General features: G+C 60.4%; 22 protein-coding genes. 15 read left to right on the forward strand and 7 right to left on the reverse strand.

Annotated elements, in window-relative coordinates:
• The first annotated feature begins 124 nt into the window (after positions 1–124).
• The 8 genes from ACVW1C_RS14650 (at position 125) to ACVW1C_RS14685 (ending at position 10,905) form a co-directional block, all read left to right on the forward strand.
• Entirely contained in the window at positions 125–787 is a 663-nt protein-coding gene (locus tag ACVW1C_RS14650) for a response regulator transcription factor (RefSeq protein ID WP_456759025.1), read from the forward strand.
• Positions 784–2,160 (forward strand): sensor histidine kinase, encoded by a 1,377-nt coding sequence (locus ACVW1C_RS14655; RefSeq protein WP_456759026.1) that lies wholly within the window; start codon positions 784–786, stop codon positions 2,158–2,160. Before ACVW1C_RS14650 ends, ACVW1C_RS14655 begins: the two co-directional genes overlap by 4 nt.
• A 76-nt stretch (positions 2,161–2,236) precedes the next feature.
• Entirely contained in the window at positions 2,237–2,818 is a 582-nt protein-coding gene (locus ACVW1C_RS14660) for a hypothetical protein (protein WP_456759027.1), read from the forward strand.
• 1 nt (position 2,819) lies between these two features.
• Positions 2,820–3,482 carry an ABC transporter ATP-binding protein gene (locus ACVW1C_RS14665; RefSeq protein WP_456759028.1) on the forward strand — a complete coding sequence of 221 codons (663 nt, stop codon included), beginning with the start codon at positions 2,820–2,822 and terminating at the stop codon, positions 3,480–3,482.
• The gene (locus ACVW1C_RS14670; RefSeq protein ID WP_456759029.1) at positions 3,475–4,149 is read left to right on the forward strand and encodes an ABC transporter ATP-binding protein; all 675 of its coding nucleotides are present in this window, start codon (positions 3,475–3,477) and stop codon (positions 4,147–4,149) included. Before ACVW1C_RS14665 ends, ACVW1C_RS14670 begins: the two co-directional genes overlap by 8 nt.
• Positions 4,149–6,794 (forward strand): ABC transporter permease, encoded by a 2,646-nt coding sequence (locus ACVW1C_RS14675; RefSeq protein WP_456759030.1) that lies wholly within the window; start codon positions 4,149–4,151, stop codon positions 6,792–6,794. Before ACVW1C_RS14670 ends, ACVW1C_RS14675 begins: the two co-directional genes overlap by 1 nt.
• A gap of 964 nt (positions 6,795–7,758) precedes the next feature.
• Positions 7,759–8,955 (forward strand): FAD-binding domain, encoded by a 1,197-nt coding sequence (locus tag ACVW1C_RS14680; RefSeq protein ID WP_456759031.1) that lies wholly within the window; start codon positions 7,759–7,761, stop codon positions 8,953–8,955.
• A 132-nt stretch (positions 8,956–9,087) separates the two neighbouring features.
• Entirely contained in the window at positions 9,088–10,905 is a 1,818-nt protein-coding gene (locus tag ACVW1C_RS14685) for a chloride channel protein (protein WP_456759032.1), read from the forward strand.
• Between the two features lie 69 nt (positions 10,906–10,974).
• On the opposite strand, the gene ACVW1C_RS14690 is transcribed toward ACVW1C_RS14685, so the two are convergent.
• The 3 genes from ACVW1C_RS14690 to ACVW1C_RS14700 form a co-directional block, all read right to left on the reverse strand.
• Entirely contained in the window at positions 10,975–13,263 is a 2,289-nt protein-coding gene (locus tag ACVW1C_RS14690) for an alpha,alpha-trehalose-phosphate synthase (UDP-forming) (RefSeq protein ID WP_456763082.1), read from the reverse strand.
• A gap of 115 nt (positions 13,264–13,378) precedes the next feature.
• Positions 13,379–14,302 carry a cytochrome c oxidase assembly protein gene (locus tag ACVW1C_RS14695; RefSeq protein WP_456759033.1) on the reverse strand — a complete coding sequence of 308 codons (924 nt, stop codon included), beginning with the start codon at positions 14,300–14,302 and terminating at the stop codon, positions 13,379–13,381.
• Between the two features lie 213 nt (positions 14,303–14,515).
• On the reverse strand, positions 14,516–15,295 hold the full coding sequence (locus tag ACVW1C_RS14700) for a Crp/Fnr family transcriptional regulator (protein WP_456759034.1): 780 nt from the start codon (positions 15,293–15,295) through the stop codon (positions 14,516–14,518).
• A gap of 314 nt (positions 15,296–15,609) precedes the next feature.
• Between ACVW1C_RS14700 and ACVW1C_RS14705 the strand changes: the two genes are divergently transcribed.
• The 6 genes from ACVW1C_RS14705 to ACVW1C_RS14730 all read left to right on the forward strand — a co-directional run bounded on the left by ACVW1C_RS14705 (position 15,610) and on the right by ACVW1C_RS14730 (position 18,707).
• The gene (locus ACVW1C_RS14705; protein WP_456759035.1) at positions 15,610–15,801 is read left to right on the forward strand and encodes a hypothetical protein; all 192 of its coding nucleotides are present in this window, start codon (positions 15,610–15,612) and stop codon (positions 15,799–15,801) included.
• 106 nt (positions 15,802–15,907) lie between these two features.
• On the forward strand, positions 15,908–16,279 hold the full coding sequence (locus tag ACVW1C_RS14710; RefSeq protein WP_456759036.1) for a hypothetical protein: 372 nt from the start codon (positions 15,908–15,910) through the stop codon (positions 16,277–16,279).
• Positions 16,280–16,285: 6 nt separating this feature from the next.
• Positions 16,286–16,546: a DUF5985 family protein gene (locus tag ACVW1C_RS14715; RefSeq protein WP_456759037.1), complete on the forward strand. Its 261-nt coding sequence runs from the start codon at positions 16,286–16,288 to the stop codon at positions 16,544–16,546.
• Positions 16,547–17,121: 575 nt separating this feature from the next.
• Complete coding sequence (locus ACVW1C_RS14720) at positions 17,122–17,355, forward strand: hypothetical protein (RefSeq protein ID WP_456759038.1); 234 nt, start codon at positions 17,122–17,124, stop codon at positions 17,353–17,355.
• A 451-nt stretch (positions 17,356–17,806) separates the two neighbouring features.
• Positions 17,807–18,199: a DUF1236 domain-containing protein gene (locus ACVW1C_RS14725; RefSeq protein WP_456759039.1), complete on the forward strand. Its 393-nt coding sequence runs from the start codon at positions 17,807–17,809 to the stop codon at positions 18,197–18,199.
• A gap of 175 nt (positions 18,200–18,374) precedes the next feature.
• Positions 18,375–18,707 carry an SPW repeat protein gene (locus ACVW1C_RS14730; protein WP_456759040.1) on the forward strand — a complete coding sequence of 111 codons (333 nt, stop codon included), beginning with the start codon at positions 18,375–18,377 and terminating at the stop codon, positions 18,705–18,707.
• Between the two features lie 30 nt (positions 18,708–18,737).
• Here ACVW1C_RS14730 and ACVW1C_RS14735 read toward each other — a convergent pair whose 3' ends face one another.
• Genes ACVW1C_RS14735 through ACVW1C_RS14750 form a run of 4 tightly spaced genes read right to left on the reverse strand, consistent with a single transcriptional unit; the run spans position 18,738 to position 23,582 of the window.
• On the reverse strand, positions 18,738–19,451 hold the full coding sequence (locus ACVW1C_RS14735) for an ABC transporter ATP-binding protein (protein WP_456759041.1): 714 nt from the start codon (positions 19,449–19,451) through the stop codon (positions 18,738–18,740).
• On the reverse strand, positions 19,448–21,280 hold the full coding sequence (locus ACVW1C_RS14740) for a branched-chain amino acid ABC transporter ATP-binding protein/permease (protein WP_456763083.1): 1,833 nt from the start codon (positions 21,278–21,280) through the stop codon (positions 19,448–19,450). The genes ACVW1C_RS14735 and ACVW1C_RS14740 overlap by 4 nt, the downstream gene beginning before the upstream one ends.
• A 13-nt stretch (positions 21,281–21,293) precedes the next feature.
• A complete protein-coding gene (locus ACVW1C_RS14745; RefSeq protein ID WP_456759042.1) occupies positions 21,294–22,169 on the reverse strand; it encodes a branched-chain amino acid ABC transporter permease in 876 nt (291 codons plus the stop codon).
• 36 nt (positions 22,170–22,205) lie between these two features.
• Entirely contained in the window at positions 22,206–23,582 is a 1,377-nt protein-coding gene (locus ACVW1C_RS14750; RefSeq protein WP_456759043.1) for a substrate-binding protein, read from the reverse strand.
• Between the two features lie 403 nt (positions 23,583–23,985).
• Here ACVW1C_RS14750 and ACVW1C_RS14755 point away from each other — a divergent pair, with 403 nt between their 5' ends.
• A complete protein-coding gene (locus ACVW1C_RS14755; RefSeq protein WP_456759044.1) occupies positions 23,986–24,786 on the forward strand; it encodes a Crp/Fnr family transcriptional regulator in 801 nt (266 codons plus the stop codon).
• Positions 24,787–24,806: the final 20 nt, after the last annotated feature.

A 24,806-nucleotide genomic window follows, 5' to 3' on the forward strand; every position in this document is an offset into this window, starting at 1 on the left:
CGGCGCCGAGACCCACTTTTTTGTCAAAGCATCGTGAAGCGCGATACCTCCCTAAGTCTGCGCTAAGTCTGGAGCACAAGAATTAGGCAAGTCCGGCTCTGGCCTCCCGGATGAGGGAAAGGTGATGCGAGTTCTGCTGATCGAGGACGACAGGATGATCGGCACGGCCATGCAGCAGGCGCTCAAGGATGCAGCCTATGCCGTCGACTGGGTCACTGATGGTGAGACCGCGATCCACGCAGCGGAGAACGAAGCTTACGGGTTGGCCCTGCTCGATCTTGGGCTGCCGAAGGCAGACGGCCGCGACGTGCTTCGGCGCCTGCGCACGCTGGGCCGGACGCTCCCCGTCATCATCGTCACCGCGCAGGACGGCGTCGATGACCGGATCGACGGACTCGATCTCGGCGCTGACGACTATCTGGTGAAACCATTTGAGATTCGCGAACTGCTGGCGCGCATGCGCGCCGTGCTCCGCCGCGAGGGCGGAGGCTCCCCGCCGCTTTTGAGCAATGGCAAGCTCAGTCTCGACCCGGCGACGCGGGAGGCGTCATTTCTCGGCGAGAGCGCACTGCTCACCGCGCGCGAATATTCTCTGCTGCAGGCGCTGCTTGCGCGGCCGGGCACGGTTCTGTCGCGCAGCGAGCTCGAACGGCAGATTTACGGCTGGAATGAAGAGGTCGAGAGCAATGCCATTGAATATCTGATCCACACCATCCGCAAGAAGCTCGGAGTCACAGCGATCCGTAACTTGCGAGGTGTAGGCTGGATGGTGGACCAATCATCATGATCAGGTCGTTGCGCGGACGTCTCTACGTCGGGTTGACCGCAATCATCCTGCTGACCGGCGCAATCGGCAGCATGTTCGCCTACCGGTGGGCGTTCGGCGAGGCCATCGAGCTGCAGGACTCGATCCTGATCCAGCTCGCGAGCCTGGCGCAAAATGCCAGTTTCAGCGGCGGCCAGCCTCTTCACGGCGTCGAGGAAGACACTGAGGTCTGGCTCATCGAGTTGGGAAAGACGCCGCGGGGCTCGGCAGACGATCGCCAGCTCTTCACCCTGCAGGATGGTCTGCAGGTCGCAACGTGGAAAAACCAACCAGTTCGGGTGCTGCTACGAACACGACCCGACGGCGGCCGGTTTGCCGTGGCACAGCCGACCGCTATTCGAGACGAAACCGCGCGCGATGTGGCGTTTCGCACGCTGCTTCCCATCGCGGCGCTCATTCCCTGCCTGATGGTGGTCACGGCGCTTGTCATTGCGTACTCGCTGCGCCCGATGGTCCGGCTGGCCGGTGATCTCGATGCAAGACGCGCCGATGACATGACCGCGCTGCCGCTTTCGGGGACGCCCAGCGAGCTGCATCCATTCATCACCTCGATCAATGGCCTGCTTAAGCGAATGCGGCTCTTGATGGATCAGCACCGGCGCTTCGTTGCCGATGCCGCTCACGAGCTGCGCACACCGATCACTGCGCTGAGCCTGCACGCGGAAAACCTTGAGTCGGTCGCGCTCCCCAAGCGGGCGCGGGAGCGCGTTGCCGCGCTCAGGCAGGGTATGCACCGCACCAAGCATCTTCTTAAGCAATTGCTCGCGCTGGCGCGGCATGAAGCGGCTCCGACCGGCCTTGCCGAAAAGCCGCTGGCCGCGCTCGACCATGTGGCGAAAGAGGTCGTGGCCGATCTGTTGCCCGAGGCAGCCGATCGGGGCATCGATCTCGGCTTCGCACTTGTCGAACCTCTCATGGTGCACAGCGAGCCGGCGATGCTCGCGGCGATCATCCGGAATTTGCTCGAGAACGCGCTTCGCTTCACGCCCCGGGGCGGGACGATCGATATCGGAGTTTATCGAGAAGATAGCACGGCGATCCTGCAAGTTGAGGATACCGGCCCCGGCATCGCATCGGCTGATATGGATCAGATTTTCGAGCCGTTCTTCCGCGGTTCGCGCCCGGAGGGCGAAGGGACGGGACTTGGCTTGTCCATCGTAAAGCGCATTGTCGACAGTCTTGGTGGCAGAATTGCACTGGAGAATGTCACGGGCATCGGCCGGTCGGGGCTCCGCGCCACGGTTCGGCTGCCGATTTCCGGCAATCCGGATTCATCGCCCAGAGAAGGCCGGGAGAGCAAAGAAGCCCAAGCGCCGGGGCTGGGTCGCGGCTAAGTCGCAGCTAAGTTTGACGGGGGTAAGTGGTCTGCAGAACCACATTCGCGCGGGGGGCGGCAACAGGAGGTCAAGCATGAACAGAATGAGCGCCCTTATCATGGCCGCTGCCACGGCGAGCCTTGTCGGATTTGCGCCTGCATCGCTCCATGCGCAGGCAAGTAGCGCTGAAAAGCCCGTGCCTGCGGAAAAGAACCCGCCCAGCGACATCCCCGACAATCAAGTCTTCATCGAGTACAGCTCGCCACTGGGCTTCAAGATCAAGGTTCCGGAAGGATGGGCTCGCCGCGAGAGTTCCGACGGCGTCACTTTCAACGACAAATACAACACGATTGCACTTCTGAGGTCGGAACGCAGCGATCCGCTGACCCTGGCCAACGTCAAGCAGCAGGACGTTGCTGAACTCGAGAAGACGGGCAAGGCGGTTCGCGTCACGGCCGTCAAATCCGTCAAGCTTCCCGCAGGCTCGGCCGTGGTGGTCAGCTACAGCTCGAATTCCGAACCGAACCCGGTGACCGAGAAGGCGATCCGGGAGGAAAACGAGCGCTATTTCTTCTGGCAGAATGGCAAGCTTGTCACCTTGACCCTATCCTCGCCGTATGGAGCCGATAACGCCGATCAATGGAACCTCATGTCGAAGAGCTTCCGGTGGCAATGACATGGCCGTCCTGGAGGTTTTCGATCTCTACCGGTTCTTTCACACGCCGGAATCCGAGACGCTCGCGCTTCGCGGCGTGAGCCTGCGGCTCAATGAGGGCGAGTTGGTCGCTCTCGTGGGCCCGTCCGGAAGCGGCAAATCGACCTTGCTTGCCTGCCTGTCAGGTCTCGATGAGCCGGACGGAGGGTATGTCGAACTGCTTGGAGAGCGTTTGACGCGCCGCACCGAGGCCGAACGCGCGCGCCGCAGAGGCGCAAATATCGGCATCCTCATGCAGTCGCGCAATCTGTTCCCCTCGCTCTCCGTGACAGGCAACATCGAGCTCGCGATGTTCATCGCCGGGAAGATGGACAACGACCGGACAAAAAATTTGCTTGCGGAAGTCGGCCTGGCGGATCGTGGGGCAGCGCGGCCAGGTCAGTTGTCGGGAGGTGAATTGGCGCGGGCGGGTCTCGCCGTCGCTCTGGCTGCAGGGCCCCGCATCCTTCTCGCCGATGAGCCGACAGGTGAGGTCGATGCGATAACGGAAAGCTCGATTCTCGACCTGTTGAGTAAGCAATGTGGCGCCGGCGTTGCCGTTCTGGTGGCAACCCATAGCCGGGCACTCGCCGCCCGCGCTGACCGGATCATTCATCTTCGGGACGGGAGGATCGGCGATGCCTGACATCCTCGTCGAGGGCAAGGACGTGGCGCGCTGCTTCGGCCAGGCAGGGTCGGGCATCCTCGCTCTGCAGCCCACGTCATTCGCGATCCGGAGTGGCGATCGAATAGCCCTGCTTGGCCGCTCCGGCAGCGGAAAATCGACACTGCTTCATCTGATCGCCGGCCTCGACACGCCGACCGGTGGTGCACTGAGCTGGCCCGCACTTGCCCGGGATGGTGCGCTGCGCCCAACCTTCATCGGCATCGTGTTCCAGGCGCCGAGTTTGATTCCGACATTGAGTGTCCTCGGAAACGTCGAGGTGCCGCTGCGGATAGCCGGACGCATTCCTTCGCCTCGCGTTCGAGCAATGGCGGCGCTGGAGGCGCTTGGCCTGGCAGACATCGTCGACAAGGTTCCGGACGAACTGTCAGGAGGACAGGCGCAGCGTGTGGCGCTGGCCAGGGCAATCGCCCTGAAACCCAGGTTGATCCTGGCCGACGAGCCGACCGGGCAACTGGATCAGCTGATCGCCCGGCAAACCGTGGACGCATTGCTGAATTCGATCGAGGGAAGTGACACAGCACTCGTCGTTGCCACGCACGATCCCTCGGTGGCAGAACGCATGAAGAGCACGTGGCTCATGGATCACGGCAAGCTTGAATTGCCTGCTGAGATGGTGAGCCCATGATGCGGCTCTGGCTCAAGAGCGTCTTCGGTGCGCATTCTGGCCGCCTTGTCGGCGCCGCGGTCGGACTTGCTCTGCCGGTGGCACTGCTCGCATCGCTTGGAACATTTGTCGTCGCTTCCTCCGAAAGCATGGCGCGTCGCGCGGTGGCGAGCTTGCCGGTGGACTGGCAGGTTCTCCTGGTACCCGGGGCGGATCCGGCCCCGGTGATCGAGGCGATAGGCAAGGCCGCTCGTTACGAAGATTTGCAGTCCGCGGGCTATGCGGACACTGAAGGATTTTCCGCAACAACGGGCGGGACGACGCAGGCGACGGGACCGGGCAAGGTGCTCGGCCTTGAAGCAGATTATCGCCGGATTTTCCCGGCACAGACCGAGCTCATCCAGGGCTCTTGGGACGGCGTGCTAGCGGCAAGCCAAACAGCCGCCAATCTTCATATCGCGCCTGGCGACACAGTGACGATCCAGCGCATCGGGAAGGGACCGGTCGACGTCAAGATTGCAGGTGTCGTGGCCCTGCCTAATGCCGACTCGATGTTCCAGGCGATCGGGGTTTCCAAGAACCTTGCACCACAGGCACCGGACAATGTGCTGCTCATGCCGATGCCGCAGTGGCAGACCATCTTCGACCCCCAATCATCTGCGCGGCCGGATACTGTCCGAACCGAAATCCATGTCCGCTTTGATCGCAGCATCTTGCCGCCGGACCCCAGCGCCGCCTTCATCCAGGCGCAGCGCACGGCGAACAATTTCGAGGCTCGCGTTGCAGGCGGTGCCGCGCTGACCGACAATGTCGCCGCGCGACTTGATGCAGTGCGCGCCGATGCGCTTTATGGACAAGTCCTGTTCCTGTTTCTTGGCATTCCGGGCGTCGTCCTGGCGCTGCTGGTCACGCTCGCCGTTGCCTCTTCCGACTCGGAACGAAGGCGTCGCGAGCAGGCGTTGTTGCGCCTTCGCGGCGCCTCCCGTCCGCAGGTGTTGCGTCTGGCCGCAATCGAGGCCATCGCGATCGGAGGCTTTGGCGTCACCATCGGTCTCGTCCTCGCCGTCATGATAACCCTGAGTTGGTGGCGCTTGGAAGGTTTGCGCCTTGCCGCGCCGTGGCTGATCTTTGTCGGCGCCATCGGCTTGTGCTTCGGCATTGCGGCCTCCCTCGTTCCGGCATGGACAGATGCAACGAGCACTTCGATTTCCGCCGCCCGCGCCGAGGTCGACCGACAAACGTCTCCGCTGTGGCAACGGCTATATGCGGATTTTGCCATCGTTGCTGTGGGCGCAATCGTGTTTTGGACGGTCGCTAGGTCCGGCTATGAGATTGTTCTGGCGCCAGAAGGTGTGGCACAGACCTCGGTGCATTACGAAGCCTTTCTGGCGCCGTTGTGTCTGTGGATCGGCGCCGGCTTGCTGTGGCTTCGCTTGAGTCGGTGGTCTCTAGGACGAGGCCAGAACGTGGTTGCAGCCCTCCTAGTGCCGTTTTCGGCGGCTCTCTCGCCTACGATAGCAGCCTCTCTGTCCCGCCAGCAACGTCGCATGGCAAGAGGCGTCGCGCTCGTTGCCCTTGCATTCGCGTTTGCAACCGCAACGGCCATCTTCAACAACACATATAATGCGCAATCCCGCGTCGATGCCGAGCTGACCAACGGTTCTGATGTGACCTTGACGGGGACCGCATCCCATCCTGCCGGCGAACTTCTATCGGGGCTAAAAGCCATTCCGGGCGTGGTCGCGGCAGAACCGATGATGCATCGTTTCGCCTATGTGGGCGCGGACCTGCAAGACATGTTCGGAATCAATCCCGCGACGATCGGCAAGCTGACCACGATCTCGAACGCCTATTTTGCCAATCACAATGCGGCAAAGTCCCTCGCGCTCCTTGCCAGGACACCAGACGGCGTTTTTGTTTCGCAGGAGACGGTCGATGACTTTCGGCTGCAACCCGGCGATCGCCTGAACCTGCGGCTTCAGAGCGCAAGCGATCACCAATATCGCGTTGTCCCGTTCAGGTTCATCGGAATTGTTCGCGAGTTTCCGACAGCACCAAAGGATTCTTTTCTGGTCGCCAACGCTAATTACATCGCCAAACAAACCGGCACCGACGCCAGCGAGGTTGTCCTGTTGCGAACATCGGGGGACACGGACTCCGTCGCCGCCACCGCGCGCAAACTCACGGCGTCACAAGGCAGCACGAAGGTCACCACACTCGGCGAGACTCAGGCGCTGATCAGCTCGAGCCTCACCGCCATCGATCTGCGCGGCCTGACTACGTTGGAGCTCGCGTTCTCCGTGCTGATGATCGCCGGCGTCACCGGCCTTGTTCTGGCGCTTGGACTCGCCGAGCGCCGGCGCAGCTTCACTGTTCTCTCGGCGCTTGGTGCGACGCGAAGGCAACTTGGCGCCTTTCTGTGGGGCGAGGGGCTCTTCATCGTTCTCGGCGGCGCAATCATGGGAATCGTGGTGGGTTTCGCTATCGCATATGCATTGGTGACCCTCCTTGCGGGCGTGTTTGATCCGCCGCCGGAGACGCTGTCAGTGCCCTGGCTTTATGTGACAGTCGCCCTGATCACGGCACTGGTCTGCGGCTCGATCGCCATAGCCGGAACGCTGGCCCTCTCGACGAAGCCCGACCTTGAGGCGTTGCGCGGAGGCTAACGGACTGCTTCAGAGCTGCCTATTGAACAGAACAAATCGTCCATCGCGGGATTTCGAGATGAGTGACGGACTTCACGCGCGGTGCGCCCGAGTTGGCAACGGCCGGAGCAGAAAGGAGCAAGACAATTGAGGCTTCCCTGGCGTAGTCGTTAGCCGCCTTCAGACGCGTTCAACACTTTGCGCGCTTGATGCTTTTGGCCCTCGACGGACATTCGGTGGGCGGTCCCTCATTTCGAATGTCACCTCTTCGCCCGACACTGACTACCGCCGACATCTGTGTTCGCACGGCTTTGAAAACGGTAGCCGAGATCAAACAGGGCTTGAACTGCGATACATGATTTATCGGTACATAGTCTAGGCAGCCAAGCGGCGCCCCTCTTCGTCCTCCTCCGAGTCGGCACCCGAAGCCCTCTTCAGGAAGTGGGCCAGAGCAGCTTTCCTCGAATCGCGGTCCAACGCGTAGGCAGTCTGCTTGAACTCTATGCCGTCCAAGAGTGTCACTCGGCGTGGGGTCCGAGCGCCGGTCTGCATTCTAAGTACCTGATCGACCTCATGATGACGGGGTCAATGTTGGGCGCCTATTCACACCGACAGCCAAGGGTTGGCCGGGCCGGATGGGCCGACTGGGTCGACCTTCCCGTTGGACTTTTCCTATCCGCCTGCTCTTGGTACCGGCCGAAACCTCACGGGCTGACCTTGTAGCGCGACAGCAGGTGTCCGCATCGCTTGCTACGCAGCATGTCGCTTGCGGGTACGGGCAGCTTTTTTGGCGGAACGAGATCGTGCGGCTGCCGGCCGGCTCGCCAATGCACGCCTGCGGCGCAGTGTACGATATCGTACCGACTATTCCACTTCGCATCTCATAAGCGCTGTGCTTGGTGACCGCCCCGAAGCCGTTCATGCGTTACCAAGGTGCAATTGGACGATTGATCAGCGAAGTTGGTTCCACCTCATGAGAACTGTCTTGATTTCCGGCGCCGGGATCGCGGGACCTGCGCTTGCATATTGGTTAAAGGCGGCCGGCTTCGAGCCGACGCTCGTTGAGCGGGCCCCGGCCTTGCGCCATGGTGGTTATGTGATCGACTTTTGGGGGCTTGGCTATGATCTCGCGGAACGGATGGGGCTGCTCGGCGAGATCAATCGCGTCGGCTATCATGCGCGCGAGATGCGCATCGTGAATGGCAAGGGGCAGCGGGTTGCCGGATTCGGCACCGAGATATTCTCGGAATTGACCGCCGGGCGCTACGTGACGCTCCAACGAAGCGACCTTTCCCGCCTGCTGTTCGAGAGATCGCGGGGACAGGTCGAAAGCATCTTTGGCGACACGATCGTCTCTTTGGAAGAGCAGGCGGATTGCGTCCGGGTCCAGTTTGAGCGCGAACGTGAACGACAATTCGATCTCGTGATTGGAGCGGACGGCTTGCATTCGCGTACGCGCGCACTCGCTTTCGGACCGCAATCCAGGTTCGAAAAGCATTTGGGCTATGCCGTTGCTGCGTTTGAGGCGCACGGTTATCGTCCTCGCGATGAAGATATCTATTTGATGTACGGACGACCAGGCCGGATGCTCGGTCGTTTTACGTTGCGCGACAATCGCACGCTAATCCTGTTTGTTTTCGTCGCAAGGCGAGAGGAACTGCCTGCCACAATGGATACGCAGAAATCACTCCTCCGCGATCTCTACCGTCTTGATGGCTGGGAATGCGGCAAGATCCTGGGCGAGCTTGAGCAGACCCAGACACTCTATTTCGACAGCGTCAGTCAGATCCGGATGCAAAGCTGGTCCCGCGGCCGCACGGCCCTCGTGGGCGACGCCGCATTCTGCGTCTCGCTATTGGCCGGGCAAGGCTCGGCTCTGGCGATGATCTCGGCTTACGTCCTTGCCGGTGAGCTGGCGGCCGCGGACGGTCAATATCAACTTGCGTTCGGCAGATACGAGACATTGTTGCGAAGCTACATTAATGCCAAGCAGCGCGGGGCCGAGCGCTTTGCCGGTGCTTTTGCGCCGACGACAAAATTCGGGCTGCTGTTCCGTAACCTGGTGGTTAAGGCCTTTGCTTTTCCCGGGCTGGCGAGGCTCGCTATAGGCCGGGATATCACAGATGCCGTGGAACTGCCGGAGTACCGTTGGCCGGCGCTCAACAGAAGGGCAATCGCGTAGCGATTGTCCGAACTTTGGATCGGGGGCCATCCAGGTCTCTGTCACCCGCTTGCGGACTGGCTCCGGACGGCTTTTCTGGCCGACAAGTCCGTATCTTGCTATCCTCCCGCTGACCCGTACGTTGTGAGACGAATGCCCGCGGCACTGACTTCCGACGATATCAAGGCGCTCACCGCCGGCGGCCGCAAGTCGTTGCGGGAGGACCGACGGGTGAGCCTGCTCGTTCTCTGTGGCCTCGCGCTGGTTATCGGAGTGATGACCGGACTGGGCGCGGTCGTTTTCCGCGCCCTGATCGGCTTCGTGCACAACGTCTCTTACAATGGCAGACTCAGTTTCGTCTACGATGCCAATATCAGCGAGGGTCCCAGCCGCTTTGGCGATTTTGTTCTGTTATCTCCGATTGCCGGCGGCCTGATTGTCGTTTTTCTCGTGAGGCGCTTTGCTCCCGAGGCAAAGGGGCACGGCGTCCCCGAAGTGATGGATGCGATCTTCTACAAGCGCGGCAATATCCGCGGCACGGTGGCGCTGATCAAGGCTCTCGCCTCCGCAATATCGATAGGCAGCGGCGCCGCCGTCGGACGCGAGGGACCGATCATCCAGATCGGCTCGGCGCTTGGTTCGGCCTTCTCTCAATTCATCGGGCTCTCCACGCGACAGAAGATAACGCTATTGTCCGCCGGCGCCGGCGCGGGGATCGCCGCGACGTTCAACACGCCGCTTGGCGGGGTGCTGTTCGCTCTCGAAATTCTCTTGCCGGAAGTGTCGAACCGCACCTTCCTTCCGGTCGTCGTGGCGACTGGCGCTGCGACGACGATCGGGCGAATTCTGATCGGCCCGGACCCTGCTTTTGCGGTGCCGGACGTTCAGTTTCCCATGGTTGCGTCGTTCAATCCGCAGGAGGCGATTGCGTTCGTCCTGCTTGGACTGCTGTGCGGCGTGGCAGCCTGGTCGTTTATCCGGCTGCTCGTTTTCATGGAGGATGGGTTTCCGAAGCTGTCTGCAAACGAATACGTCCAGAACATCGTGGGCATGACGGTGATCGGCCTGATGATGGTGGGACTCAGTCGCGCGTTCGGACATTCCTACATCGATGGGGTCGGCTATTCGGTCATTCAGGACATCCTGGACCACAAGCTGGCCGCGGCGGGTCTTCTTGCGCTGCTATTCGCGCTGAAACTGCTCGCCACGACTGTCAGCCTTGGCTGCGGGGCCTCGGGCGGGATCTTCTCTCCCTCACTTTATCTCGGCGCTACTCTTGGTGCGGCCTTTGCGGCCGGGACCAGTTCGATCTTGCCTCATTCCGGGCTGACGCCGTCCTCGGCCGCTATCGTTGGAATGGCGGCCATGGTCGGCGCGGGAACGGGCGGCGTGATGACGGCCATCGTCATGGTGTTCGAAATGACACGTGACTACGCGGTCATTGTGCCGGTGATCGTCGCGGTGGCGCTGGCTGCAGGCGTAAGGCGCGCGCTCGTCAATGAGACGATCTATACGGTCAAACTGCGTCATCGCGGCCACCGTATCCCCAAGGAGCGGCATATCAATCTTTACCTGGTTAGGCAGGCGCAAGACATCATGGAGCGTCGCTTTATCGTAGCCAGGGCCGGAACAACGCTGAAACAAGCCTTGCCTGCGGAAGATACTGATGACGCACGAGCAATCGTAGTCGAGCGGGACGGCCGGATCGTAGGGCTAATTCCGCCGCGTTCGGGTCTGTGGATGGAATCTCAAACCAACCCTGACCTTTTCGTCGAAAGGTTTGCCGAACGACGGATCGTCATTTGTCGCGATCAGGATCTGCTGAGCCTGGTGTTTGCGAGACTTAAGCGCCACCGCGCCGGTGCCGCGATCGTCTTCCAGGGCGGCTCCCGCCCGCGGGTGAACGACATAGTCGGCATCGTCACCAAGCGTACGATCGCTGACGCGGTCATCGACAGCTACGAGGACTGATCCGCGCGAGTATCTGAAGCACCAGCGACCGCACCACCGATTCACTCGACGCCGACAAGCAGCTATCGTTCATTCAGGCCGTTCTGCGCTGGCTCGCCGGCGGCACGGGTCGTGGGCGGCCCGACCGGCACGGAGCGCATCGGATGAGGCGAGCCGCTGACGTTGACGAAGGCGGGCTGCATCGAGCAGCATCTGCGCCGCCCACCGATAGACGTTCCGCTCGCGCACGAGATCGCGCATCAGCCGCATGCGGTCACGCTGCTCCGCCTGCGGCATCTGCAACGCCTGCACGAACGCCTCAGCCATTCCGTGCGTGTCATATGGATTGACAATCAGCGCTTCCGACAGTTCGCGCGACGCTCCGGCGAAGCTCGAGAGGATCAGCACACCGTGCTCGTCGTCGCGCGCGGCAACGAATTCCTTGGCAACCAGATTCATGCCGTCGTGCAGGCTGGAGACGATGCACATGTCCGAGGCTCTGAAAAGCTCGAAAACCTCGTCCGGCTCGTGATGTCGCACAATGAGACGGATCGGCTGAAAGCCGCTCTTGCCGTGCCGTGCATTGACCTCCGAAATGAGTCGTTCAGCCTCACCCTGCAGTGAGCTGTAGGCGGCGAGCTTGCTGCGAGTCGGCGCCGCGGCCTGAATGAAGACAAGCCGCCCGACCCATTCAGGATGGTGGGTTAGCAGATCGTCGACCGCGCGGATGCGATCGAGGATCCCCTTGGTATAGTCGAACCGCTCTATGCCGACGGCGATACGGACATCGGCGGGCAGCGAGAAGCGCCGTCGGACTGCATCACGACATTCCCGAACCGGCGCCTGCTCTACGAGCGCCGCCGGCGGCCATTCGATCGAGATCGGATACGGCCTGATCAGCGTCTCGTCCCCGCGGAAAGTGACAGAGTCATGCTCGCGATCGATGCGGCTCTCCATGAAACGGTCCGCCGCTTCGAGAAAATTGTTGCAGTGGAATTGCGTGTGGAAGCCAAGGATGGTGCTCCCCAACAGCCCGTCGATGATTTCCCGCCGCCAAGGGCAGATTCCAAACGTCTCGGCGTTGGGCCAGGGGATATGCCAGAACGCGATGACCGTTGCCTTCGGCAACCGATCACGGATCATCCGAGGCAACAGGGCGAAATGATAATCCTGTACCAGCACGATCGGATCGTCGCAAGTCGCCTCCTCGACGATTACGTCGGCGAACCGCTCGTTCACCTTCCGGTACTGGGCCCAATCCTCCTCTCGAAAGGTCGGGCGTACGAATGCGATGTGACATAGCGGCCATAGCCCATCGTTGGCCAGGCCATAGTAATAGCCGCTCTGCTCCTTCTCCGAGAGCCAGACCCGCCGCAGCAGATAGGTCGGCTCGGCGGGAGGCACACGCAGTCTATCGCTAGCATCGACAGTGTCGCGATCGGCGGAGCCCGAGCCGTGCGCAATCCATGTTCCGCCACAAGCCCGCATCACCGGTTCGAGAGCGGCCACCAGGCCGCTCGCCGGAATCTGCAACGTCAGTTCGCCGCCGGAGCGGTTGTGAATGTAGGGCTCGCGATTGGAAACAACGAGGACCTGAGCATCCGGCAGTTCCTCAAGCAGCAGGCGATGCAGGGTCTTGGGCGACCATTCGACGTGAATACCATTCGCAAAGCGGCGTTCCATCCGCAGCGCCGCGAGCGCCGCGTGAACCTCGCGGCTGATGGGAAAATGGCTGCGCGCCGGAGCTTCGTCGGCGGCGCCGTGTCGGACATCGGTGAGAGCGCCTCGAATCGAACGGGTCCACGCCCGCATAAGTGCGAGCACGATGGCTGTGGCGAGCAGCCCCAAGCCTGACGTCACGCCGACGAGAGCAAGCAGCGTATAGAGGCGTGCCTCGTTCGTGCGCGCCTCGATATAGGCCAGATCGTGCAACACCAGCAGGTGGCCGGTCGTGTCTGCGACGGTGATCGGAAAGGAGCTGATGTGGATGTGGCGGCCGGAATCCGCGACCGCAGCGAAGGTGCTGGACTTGGTTCGCTTTAGGCTGTCGCATGTCACGGACTTCGGAAACTCCTTGGTTGCGTATCGCAACCGGCCCTGCGCGGAGCAGAAGCCGAGGGCCAGTATTCGCTCATCCTCCGTAATCCGCTCGAACACTTGAGCAAGATCGATGTCCGGCTTGGCCGTCATCGCCATCGCGACCTGGTCGCGGATCGACCGGAATACCAGGCGCGAGCGCAGGTCGATGTCGCGCTGGGACCAGTCCTCGACCATGACCGCAGCGAGCAAGGTAAGCGCCGCAATCACCACACCGGCCGCAAAGAGGCCGAGCACAGTATAGCGAGCAAGCGGATCGTGGAGCAGCCGTTGGGTTCCCATGCGTTGCATCCAGCCACGACTGCGCCGCTCGAATTTGTCCCCGATACGGTCCATTCGGTGTTCCATCGCTGTTCTGCAACCCCACCGGCATGCCGCCCGGATGCTTCGCGACCTGCTAGTATTCCGGTCCCGACGCCCGTGCCTGCGGATGCGCCTGATCGCCGTGCTTTTTGCCGACCTCCAGCAGGTAGGCAATGATGTCATGTCGAGACGGAGCATCAAGCACGCGAACCGGCATTCTCGCTCCAGGCACCAACGTCTGGGGACCAGCCAGCCATTCGTCCAGCTTGTCGGTGGACCAGGTGAGATGGGCGTTCTTCAACGCTGGCGAGTAGCTGAAGCCGGCAGCGGAGCCGGCCGGGCGTCCGACCACACCGCCCAGCATGGGACCGGTCATGTTCCTGTCCAGCACATGGCAGGTACTGCAACGCTGGGTAAAGAGTTCGAGGCCGTGAACGGCATCCGGAGCAGCATTGGCGAGAAAGCGCGACAAATTCTTTGCGTCGGTCGGACCAACCGAACGGCCAAACGTGTAACTGAGCGTGATGGCAGCGACATGGTCCATGTCCGAGTCCTTGGCGAAGGCCGAATCGACATAGAAGACGACCGGCATGTCCACCTTCTGGTGGGGATCAAGGCGCTCTTCATCGAAGCAGAAGCACTGAATCTTGTTGAAGTAGATCCCACTCGTCGGTGGCGCGACGTTGAATGTCGCATGCCCGACGGTCGTCTTGTCACTGAGGTTCTCGGCACTGAAGAATACCAGCTTCTGCTCGCCGAGGTGAACGCTAACCGAGCGCTGCTCCGGTTCAAAGCGCCACGGCAGCCCGGGCGCAACGTTGCTGTCAAAGTCGACCGTCACAGTTCGTCGCGACGTGGTGGTTGGATCGGTATAGGCTCTCTGTGTCGTTCCGCCATATCCCGTTGCGCCGCAGAATGCACGATAGATTTCCGGCGAATAGGCCACCAGCCCGCACATGATGGCGAGGCCGACAAAGCAAGGCACTAGAACATTCAGATTTCGGTAGCGCACGTCCATTTCTCCGGTACCGTCCAAGACTTTGCGTTGTAGATCAACCGCACCGCCGCAGGACACGCAATAAGGCTCCAATACTGCTGACGATTCTGTGACGCTGACGAGCGCTCCCGAAGAGCAGCTCGCTTGACGAGACGGACGGCCGCCGAAGTTGTTCGCCACATCAATCAAGGAACGCGAGAGGCCCGTTGGACGCCTGCCCGGAAGCTTGAACCTCTACCCGGAGGGACGTTTTGGCTCTCGGTCCACGAGCGCGGAGTCGCCCGCGCCGACAGGGGCCGAGAGCGAAACAGGCGGCCGTTGGCGGAAGCCGATATCAAGCGCGGGCAGCAGATGCCGGCGATATTCGCGCTCGATCAGCTTGAAGCAATCGCAAGCGAGCTTCGACAACTCGGTAGCATCCTGTATCTTCACGGAACCGCGTCTTGTTGTTACCGTTCCATCTTTTTGGAGAACTTCCAGACATTCCGTAACGCTGGCTCGCCGCACGCCCAGCAATTCCGCCAGTACTCCGTGAGTGAGCGAAATCTCGTTTTCGCCCGTGGCGTTCTGGGCAATCAGCAGCCAGCGCGCCAGTCGTTGCTTGAGACTATGATACGAGTTGCAGGCGCCCGATTGGGAAGTCTGGGCCAATACAACGGCCAGGTATCTCTCGACCACCGAGCGCAAGTGCGGAAGGGATTCCAAAAGTTCGCAAAACTCGGCGGTCTTGATCCGCCATGCATCGCCTGTCAACTGGACGGTTCTTCGATGCAGCGGCACCCCTCTGGCCGCAAGAACGACCGGAGCGCCGACCAGTCCCTCGGATCCGATCAGCCAGACCTCGACGAATTTCTCGCGTCCGACTTTCGCGGCCACGGACACCAGTCCGCTTTCGACAAAGTATACGTGCTCCATTGGCAGCATGTAATGATGAAGAACCTGGCGTGGCGCAAGCGTGACCCGCTCGCAAACGTCCATAACGCGCGAGAGCTCGTCATTCGGGATAAGGCGCAACAGACTGTTTCTAACGTTAGGCGTCATCGCTTCCTGTATACTGCGCAACTCTGATCGAAGAAGCGTATGGCGGGTTGACCACCCGCACAAGACGCGGTCGAACTGGTCTCAGTAGCATCTTGCCGCACGTAGACATCTGTTCCTGTGAGCACGAGCGCGCATTTTCGACTTAGGTATGATCCGGCCACCGAGGGCGCCGAGAACAACGCCGTCAGCCTCCTATGTACGATACCGTACCTTCTGGGGCGACGATCTAGTTAATGGGAGACAGTCCGGTTTGTGTCATAGTCGAGCATCCGAAGCGCAGGTGCATGATGTCAGACTATGAATCCGTAATCGCCGCAGTCGAGGAAGCTCAGCGACTCCTGGCCGTCTATGACGAGGCGACTTCCAGGAAAAATCAGGAAGACCTTGTTGCGATGCTCCAGTTCATCTTGTGTGATCCATCCGTTGCCCTCGCGGTGAGACGATTGAAAAGCCGAAAGCGCCTGAGCCTGGTTGAGTGATGCAACAGGCCTGCGGCTTGAAAGCGCACGAGCTTGATCGTCTCGGCTCAATCCAATCTTGAATTCCTGACATGCGGTTGCGGTGACGCTCGCCCGAGGTCGCTGAATGTCCAAAGCTCCAATGCCGGAAGAGGTTCGGCATCTGATTGTGAGGCACATTGATTCCGTGGCTCAACTCGAAGCGCTTCTGTTCCTGCACGCGCGCTCAAGCGAACAATGGGACGTCGCTTCCGTAGCCAAGCGGCTCTATGCGCCCCCTTCGGATATGGCCGCGGCCTTGGCCGGGCTCGCCGATGATGGATTTCTCGTGCGAGATGGCGGGCACTATCGCTATGTCCGGCGCTCGGATAGAGACGCCGCCGTCGAGGCGCTTGCAGAGGCCTATGCGCACTACCTGATTCCCATCACGAATCTGATCCATTCGAAACTCCGTCATGTCCGAACATCCTCGGATGCGTTCAAGTTCCGAAAGGACTAGGAAGCTATGGCCGCCGCGGTGATCTACAGCTTGTGTGCGATCACCAGTGCGTTGTGTGCTTGGTTGCTGGTTCGCGCGCGTCTGCGGACGCACTCTAGGCTTCTGCTGTGGAGCTCGATCTGCTTCGCGAGTCTTGCACCGAATAACGTCGCACTATGGGCGGACAAGCTGGTGTTTCCCACGACGGATCTTTCAATCCTCAGGATGTCGATCGGCCTGATGGCAACGCTGGTCCTGCTGTATGGGTTGATTTGGGAGGAGCGTTGATGACACACCTCGCCGACGTCCTCTCAGGCGCCGCCTCGATGGCCTCGCTGGCCGTCGGCCTGTATCAGCATGCGGGCAATCTCGATCACCAGGATTGCGCCGATCATTTCTTCCTGGCGGGAAGCGTCCGGTTGGCTAGTCCCGGCCGACGCTCGATCGTTCTGTGGCGGCGTCCATGCTTCTTGTTGCCGAAGGACCGCCACATACAAAGTCAGTACGATAACGTACGGCTCCTCGCGTTGGTTGTCTTTCAAAGTTGCCCTGAGGAGGAGGGAAGTGAATGTTATGCACGGGGGCGATTCGTGGACACTTCAAGAAAAATTGCGTTGCGATTGCCGCAGGCATACTGCGAGTTCTGTACGACGAGGACCCCACACGTCCACGAACGGTTAGCCATCAACGGAGCTCAAGTTGCACGTTCGGTCTGTTTCACATGCAAGAGAGAGCGGCCAAAGGAACAACCGCAGGAGCCGCGGTCGTAGCTCGCAACTGCACGAATAGGCCAGCGCCGATCATTTTTCGGCGTGCAGCATTAGCAGGAGCCGCCAAGCCGACCAGAATACGGAGAAGCGCTCATGACCGCGAATGTTTTCGACGAGCATGAAGGCCGCGTGAGGTTCATTACCGCGGTCGCCATGGAGGTGAAAGCCCTCACTCTGAGCGAATCCGGAGATGAGATGGTCTCGACGATCGATCCAGGTGCCGAAAAGTTGGTTTATGCCAGGGCTTACCAAGCCTGGGCCGATTGCAAGATCGAAGGGACGGCAGACGACATATTTGAAGCAGTCCAGGAAGTGCTGGACGCCTGAAGATGCGCCGTGATGAGCGATATATCATGAATACTGTCATGCTCGGCGTGGAAATAGAGAACCAAGGACCGCAACCTTGCGTAGGTCCCTGAAGGGCACCTACAAAATGACGCCCTGCCGGCTGTCGCCCCATCGACACAGCGCCCTTCGGCCAATACCTCTCTTAGCGCGATCGAGCTTCACTCCCTCGATTTCCCTGCGGACGAGTGCCAAACGGCTGGCTGCACGGTCACTCCAAGAAGGTTGTGCCGGTCAATCCGGCCCATTGGCGACCTCGGGATAAGACCGTTTAGATTGAGGACGCAAACAGGGAAGTTGGGCCTTCCCCTGAGGACAAGAATTGGCTCACCCCGAGCCAGGCAGCGGATCATGTCCGATTTTTAATGGAAACTTGCGTGAAGTCGGCGATTTGACAGTAACTGGGGGCGATTCTCACTTGGAGATTCCCACCATGAAACGACACCTATTGCCCGTAATTGCTTCCATCGCGCTCGCCGCCGGCATTGGCGCGGCTTCGGCGGCCAATGACACCGCCATGTCAAAACACTCGTCCATGTCAAATCCCAGCCGATCGATGGCGAAAGACACTCTCTCGCTTACCAGTTCGCAGCAGAAGCTCGCCTGGAACGACATCAGCAAGCAGAGAGCCAACCAAGCCTCGCCGTCGGGATTCGTGCCGTCGGTCGGGACTGCCATTCCGAGCACAATTTCGCTGCTCCCGGTGCCGGCGAAAGTCAGCGGCCGGGTTCCCGAATTGGGGCCATATGACTACGCCTTGCTGAAGAACGAGCTTCTGATCGTGAATCCGACCGACAAGAAGATCGTGGAAGTCATCCACGCTTGATCACGGCGTCGATAGCTTGATCAGGCGTTGAGGCGTCCATGACGGACGCGCTTATTGCGGAGATGTACTGTGTCGGCGGGGCAATACCGCCGCGCCGACTGTCGAGAGGAGGCGATCCATGTTTGGAGCATCGCAAATTTCGAGGTGACGCAGGAAATGGCGCAGCGAGGCGATAATGGATATCTACGACCTTTCGCTCGCCGCTTTTCTGTTTGTGTCTCCATGGCTGTTCGCCTACGCGCAACGAAATGCGCGAATTGACATCTGGCTCAGCAGCGCAGCCGTTGTCTTGACTGCGATCGCGGCCATCCTTGCCTATGCCAACTGCAAGGAATGGGTGAATGTTCTGTTGGGGGCCTGGCTGGCCGTATCGCCGTGGCTGCTGGGCTTCACTCATACAAGGGCCATGCACTTCAGCATTGGCATCGGGCTTGCCGTCGCGTTCATGGCCGTGGTCGAGCTGTTGGTGGTCAACCTTCGACCGACAGACAATCCGACATCGGCCTAATGAGCGACAGCGACGTTCTTGAGAGCGTCGTCACACTTCGTCACCTTGTATTCCGATGTATCGCTGCAACAAGTGGGGTTGGGCCTTTATCTCGGCCGCTGGCCCCTCATGCACGATGTGACCGTTGTTGATGATGTAGACGCGATCGGCAAGCGCCAGCGTCGCCGCTAGGTTCTGCTCGACAAGCAGGATGGTCTGACCTGCTTCGGCAAGCTTGCGGCACGCTGAGATGAGATGATGCACGATCACGGGCGCCAAGCCTTCAAACGGCTCGTCAAGAAGGATGATCTTCGGACTGCGGATGAGCGCTCGCGCGATCGTCAGCATCTGCTGCTCTCCGCCGGAGAGGTCGGTTCCGCGGCTCCGTCGACGTTCGGCCAGGCGTGGAAAGAACCCATAGATGCGCTCGAGCGTCCAGCGGTCGGGCGCCGTCAAGCTCGCCAATGTCAGGTTCTCCTCGACATCGAGGCTGCCAAAGATGCGTCTCTCTTCGGGCACGAGCTGGACACCTGCTCGCGCGATGGCATGGGCCGGCTGGCCAGCAAGATCGCGACCGTCAAACAAGACCCTGCCGGAGCGGGGCTTCACCAAACCCATCAACGTTTTCAAAGTCGTGCTCTTGCCTGCACCATTGCGGCCGAGCAACGCCACGACCTCGTGCGGCTCGACTCGAAGGCTGACGTCGAAGAGAATGTGCGAGTCGCCATAATAGCTGTTGAGCGAATCGACCTTAAGAAGACTCATGCTGCTGCAATGCCTCCGAGATAGGCTTCCTGCACGGACGTATTGCGCCTGACATCCTCCGGCCTCCCTTCGGTGAGAACACGCCCCTCGTGCAGCACGGTGATCCGCTCACAGAGGTCGAAAATTGCATCCATGTCGTGATCGATCACGATCAGCGTCCGGCCCCGTCCGATCGACTTGAGCAGTTGCACGGTTTCTAGCCGCTCGCGCGGACTCAAGCCGGCCAGAGGCTCGTCGAGCAAGAGGAGACTGGGCGACGTTGCAAGCGCAAGACCGATCTCGAGGCGCCGCTTCTCCCCATATGCCAGCTCCGACACCGGCGAGTCAGAGCGATCCGTAAGGTGCACGAGCGCAAGCATTTGTGTGACATGCTCGTTGAGGCCCGCCACATGATCGACGCTGCGGAACAGGTCAAGACGTGCAGAGCCGCGTCTCTCAGCGAGGGCGGCGATGAGGATGTTCTCGCGAACGGTGTGTTGCACAAACAGCTGATTGACCTGGTAACTCTTGGTCAGGCCGAGCTGGCAGACCTCGGTAATGCTTCGCCCGGTAATATCCCGGTCTTGAAGCAAGATGCGCCCAGCGCTCGGCGGGATCTCGCAGGTCAGCATCCTGAACAGGGTGGTCTTGCCGGCCCCGTTCGGCCCTATGATGCCTCGTCGTTCGCCCAGGCGAACCGAGAGGCTGATGTCGTCGTTAGCGACCAAGCCCCCATATCGCTTGGTGAGGCCTTCTGCCCGCAAGACAATCCCGTCCCTTGCCGTCCGGTCGTTCCGGAGAGGAATGGGCACGACGGGCGCATTGTTCCGCGCGGCAGGCGCAACCCGCACGGAAGGCGCTGGTGCTCGTCGCCAGCTGCGACCGGCCGAGAATCGCATCAGATCCACCAGTCCGCCCACAATGCCTCGGCGCAAAAAACAGACAAGCAGCACGAAGACGAGACCCAACACAAGCTTCCATGAGGCACCGAGGTTCAGCGTGGTCTGGAAGAAATCACTGAGATAGAGCCACACGGCGGCTCCGACCAGCGGACCAAAAAGTGTTCCCGCCCCACCAATGGCCGTCTGCATGACGAGTTGCCCGGAGGTGTCGAACATGAAAGCGTCAGGCGGCATGAAGGCCTGCAGCACGCCAAGCAGACCGCCGGCAAATCCTGCGTAGGCCGCGGCAATGACGAAAGCCAGGAGCTTGTAAGCATAAACGTTGTGTCCGACTGCCGCCGCGCGCTGGGGGTTGTCACGGATCGCCCCCAGTATGACTCCCACCGGTGACCGCACGATGCGCAACGCGACGACGATTCCGGCGAGGTACCAGAAGGCCAAAAAGCCATAGAGTGACCAGTCGGTGTCGAAGTTGAAGGTGAAGGAGCCGAACGAGAGGCTCGGCGTGGGGACGCCCGGCAGACCGTTTTCGCCGCCGGTATAGGCCGAGAGCGGGTTGAACTCGACAAAGAAGAATACCTCTGCGATGGCAACGGTGATCATCGCAAAATAGATGCCGCTGCGTCTGAGCGCGATCACCCCGACCAAATAGCCTACAATTGCGGCCGAGATCATTCCTATGAACAGCGCGACGATTACGTTCGATAATTCCATCACGGTCAGAAGGTAGGCTGCGACGAAGCCGCCTGTGCCATAGAAAGCCGACTGACCGAACGAGAGCAGGCCCGCAAATCCGAACAGGATGTCGAAGCCGATGCCGAATAGTCCCCACACCAAGATGCGGTTGATGGTCGTCGGAGAAAAGCCCAGATGAGGCAGCACGAACGGAGCCGCGATCAGCCCCAGTGCAGTCAATGTTTCGACGACCAGTGGGCGCTGCCTCAGCATCATTGGATCACATTCATTCGCGGCCGGCCATGCCCAGCAAGCCATACGGCCGCAGGACAAGAACCAGCGTCATCGCAACAAACAGCATGACGTAGGAATATCCGGGGTTGAACATCGAGGTGATGCTGATGATCTCGCCGGCGATCAGCCCGCCGATGATTGCGCCGGTGAATGAACCGACCCCGCCGATAACGACGACCACGAAGGTCTGCACCAGGATCGCCTCGCCGACATCGGGTGCAACCGATACGACCGGGGCGTTGACTATGCCGGCGAAACCGGCAGCCATCGCGCCAAGGCCGAACACCATCATGAACACCTTGTCGACGTCAATGCCGAGCGCATCGACCATGGCCGCGTCCTCGATTCCGGCGCGCACGATCAGCCCAAGCCAGGTACGGTAAAGAACGAGGTAAAGCGCGATCAGCGCGACGATGACAATGCCGAGAAGTGCCAACCGGTAGGTCGGATAGAACATGAACCCGAGCGACGTGATGCCGACGAGTCCTTGCGGCGCGGGAATCGTCTTCGAGAGGCTTCCGAAGAAGAATCGGACGGTCTCCACGAAGACAATGCCGAGGCCGAAAGTGACAAGCAGCTGGTCCTCAGGCGGCCTTGCATAGAAGTGGCGGATGACGAGCCGCTCCATCGCCACTCCGACAACCATGACGAATAAGCTCCCAGCAGCAACCGCAACGATGAATGAGTCCGTATAGGTATAGGCAAGCCATCCGGCATAGCCGCCGAGCATGAACATGGCCCCGTGCGCGAGATTGAGTACCCCGAGTGTTCCGTAGATGATCGTCAAGCCCGACGCGATCAATGCCAGAAGCGCGCCGAGCACCAATCCGTTGAACAGCTGCGATACAAAGTTCGGCCAGTTAACCACAACGGCCTCCCGCACGGGGCCTTGCCTTCGACGAGGTCAGGTGTAGCTGCCGAGATCGCACCCGAAAGCATCGGGCTTCTGCATCAGCGGTCCGCCCGGAACGACCTCGATGACCTCCCAGTAGTCTTCCGTGTTCTTCATCTCCTTCGGCGCCTTGCCTCGAACGATAACGACGGGACGTACGAGTTGGTGGTCCTCGGCACGGAAGTGGACATCACCGACGGTCGAGGAGAATGTCTCGCCTTTCTCGTATTGCCTGATGACGTCGGGCGGATAGAAGCTTCCCGTCTCCGATACCATGCGTGCCCATATAGCAAACTGCATGTAGGAATTGTTGGCTCCCCATTCGGGCTTGTAGCCGTACTTGGCGTCGAAGGCCTCGACGAACATCTTGGCCAGCGGGAATTTGTCTTCAAGCGTCCACCAGAAGTCCGTCGCTGCAAAGACGCCTTCGGTGAGCTCCGGTCCGACCTCCTTGGCCAGGAACGGTATCTGGTATGGAATCACAAGCTTGATTTTCGGAATGAGGCCAAACTGCTTGGCCTGCTGAATCGACAACACGGCATCGCGTCCCCAGTTGACATTCACAATGACGTCCGCTCCGGAGTTGGCGATGTTGGTCAGGTACTGGCTGAAGTCTTGCGTTCCGAGCGGCGAGATTTGGTTGGTCACCATGGTCCAGCCGCCGTTCTTGGTCAGGTAGTCGTTCACAGACTTCGTGACGGTGTGGCCGTAAGTGTAATCCGGCGTCATGAACGCCGCTTTCTTGCCCTTGCCGAAGTTCTTCACCAGCACCGGTCCTATCGCGTTCGCTGCCGTCTCGCCGTAGAAGCACTGGCGGAACGAGTAACGCGCGCAATCCTTGCCGGTCGTGTCGTTGGAGCCTGAAATGGCAACCAGGTAGATGATCTTTTCCCGCTCGGCAAATTTGTTGAGCGCTACGGCAACCGCCGAGGAGGTCGATCCGGTCATCGCGATGATCTTGTTCTCGCTGATGAAGCGTTGCTGCTCCTGCACTGCATTGTTTGGCTTGGCGCCGGAGTCCGCCACTACGAGCTTCACTTCCTTGCCAAGCACGCCCTTGTCTACCTTCGGCGCAATCTTCTTGATCAACGGATGACCGCCGTTGATGTGCTCAACGGCGAGTTGCATGCCCTTGAGCTCGTCTTCACCCTGAACTGCGTAGGCTCCGGTACGCGGGACCGTGGCACCTATGGTGACGGATGCACTTTCGCTGCCGGCTGGCCACGTACCGATAGCTGGATGGTCCGCCGCCGAGGCAGCGGATACGAATGAGGCCGGCAGCAGCATGCCACCAACCAGACTCGCACCAGTCTGAAGCGCGGTTCGGCGTGACACGCCAACCGTACTCATCGCCTCGATATCTTGAAAGGGTTCGATAAACCTGGGCATTTCTTCCTCCACTCTGGGTTGGATCAATCTCCCCCCCGGGATCAGGAAAGCCGCCACGGTTATCCGCTTTGCCCCGCGGTCCGGACACAACCAAGCGCGTGGCAGGCAGTCGGTCCAGCGATGCCTGCACGATATTTACTGCCTGCGCGACATTGCACTTTGCTCTTCTTCTTCCGAGCGCTCACAGTCAATGCCACTTTGGTTGAAACTGAGGCGCGACACTGGAGAGAAGGAAGGTGCGAGTTTCGATCAGGGTGGCGCGAGCTACCGCGGCTTGGGTGTACCTGCACTGCATGCGACATTTTCGTGGAAATGCTTGGAACCTTGAGCCGGGGTCGAGCGTCGTTATCTTGACTGTGATGCTTGTTTGCGAGGTCCCCGGCAGGTATCTCGTGTGCATATAATGCCCAATGGATTAGCTACCAACGAAGCCAAACCGGAGCGAATAGTCCGTGTACAGAATCGGCTGCTCGCCGGTCTGCGGCCGGATTCGTTTGAACAACTTCGCCCCTTCCTGCAGCCGGTCGCGTTAAAACACCGCGCCGTTCTTCAAGATTACCACCATCCGATCGAGCACATCTACTTTATCGAACGCGGCGTCGCATCGCTGCTAACACGTACACAACGTGATGGCCCAGTGGAAATTGCCATGGTGGGACGGCTCGGGCTGGTCGGCGTGGCGGCCGTGCTTGGCTTGCAGCGCTCTCCCAATCGATGCCTCATGTCGGTTCCAGGATATGCATTGCGCGTCGCGGTGCCGGACCTGCAACGCGCAATGCAGAAGGATCCGGAAATACGGCAGCAGCTGTTCAACTATATCCACGCCCTCCTGGTTCAAAACTCCCAGACGACGCTATGCAGCGCGCGTCACAGCCTGGAGGAACGATTGAGCCGATGGCTGCTGCTTGCCGCCGACCGGCTCGATGACAGAATAATTCCCGTGACCCACGACATGCTGTCCACCAGCCTGGGCGTACGCCGCGCCAGCATTACGACGACGCTGGCAGAACTGGAGCGCACCGGCGGGCTCGCCAAGCGTCGAGGTGCCATCAACCTGCGCGATCGTACGGCCCTCGAGCGCCGAACATGCGAATGCTACCAGATCATCGCATCGGAATACGGGCATCTGAACCGCAACGGCGTGCATGAGCATCACATTCCCGCGGAAATCGCCCTGATGAGGGCCTGCCTTTGCTGCGTCTGACACAGGCTTCGAGCTGCTCG

It is taken from the genome of Bradyrhizobium sp. USDA 4011, from assembly GCF_054063415.1.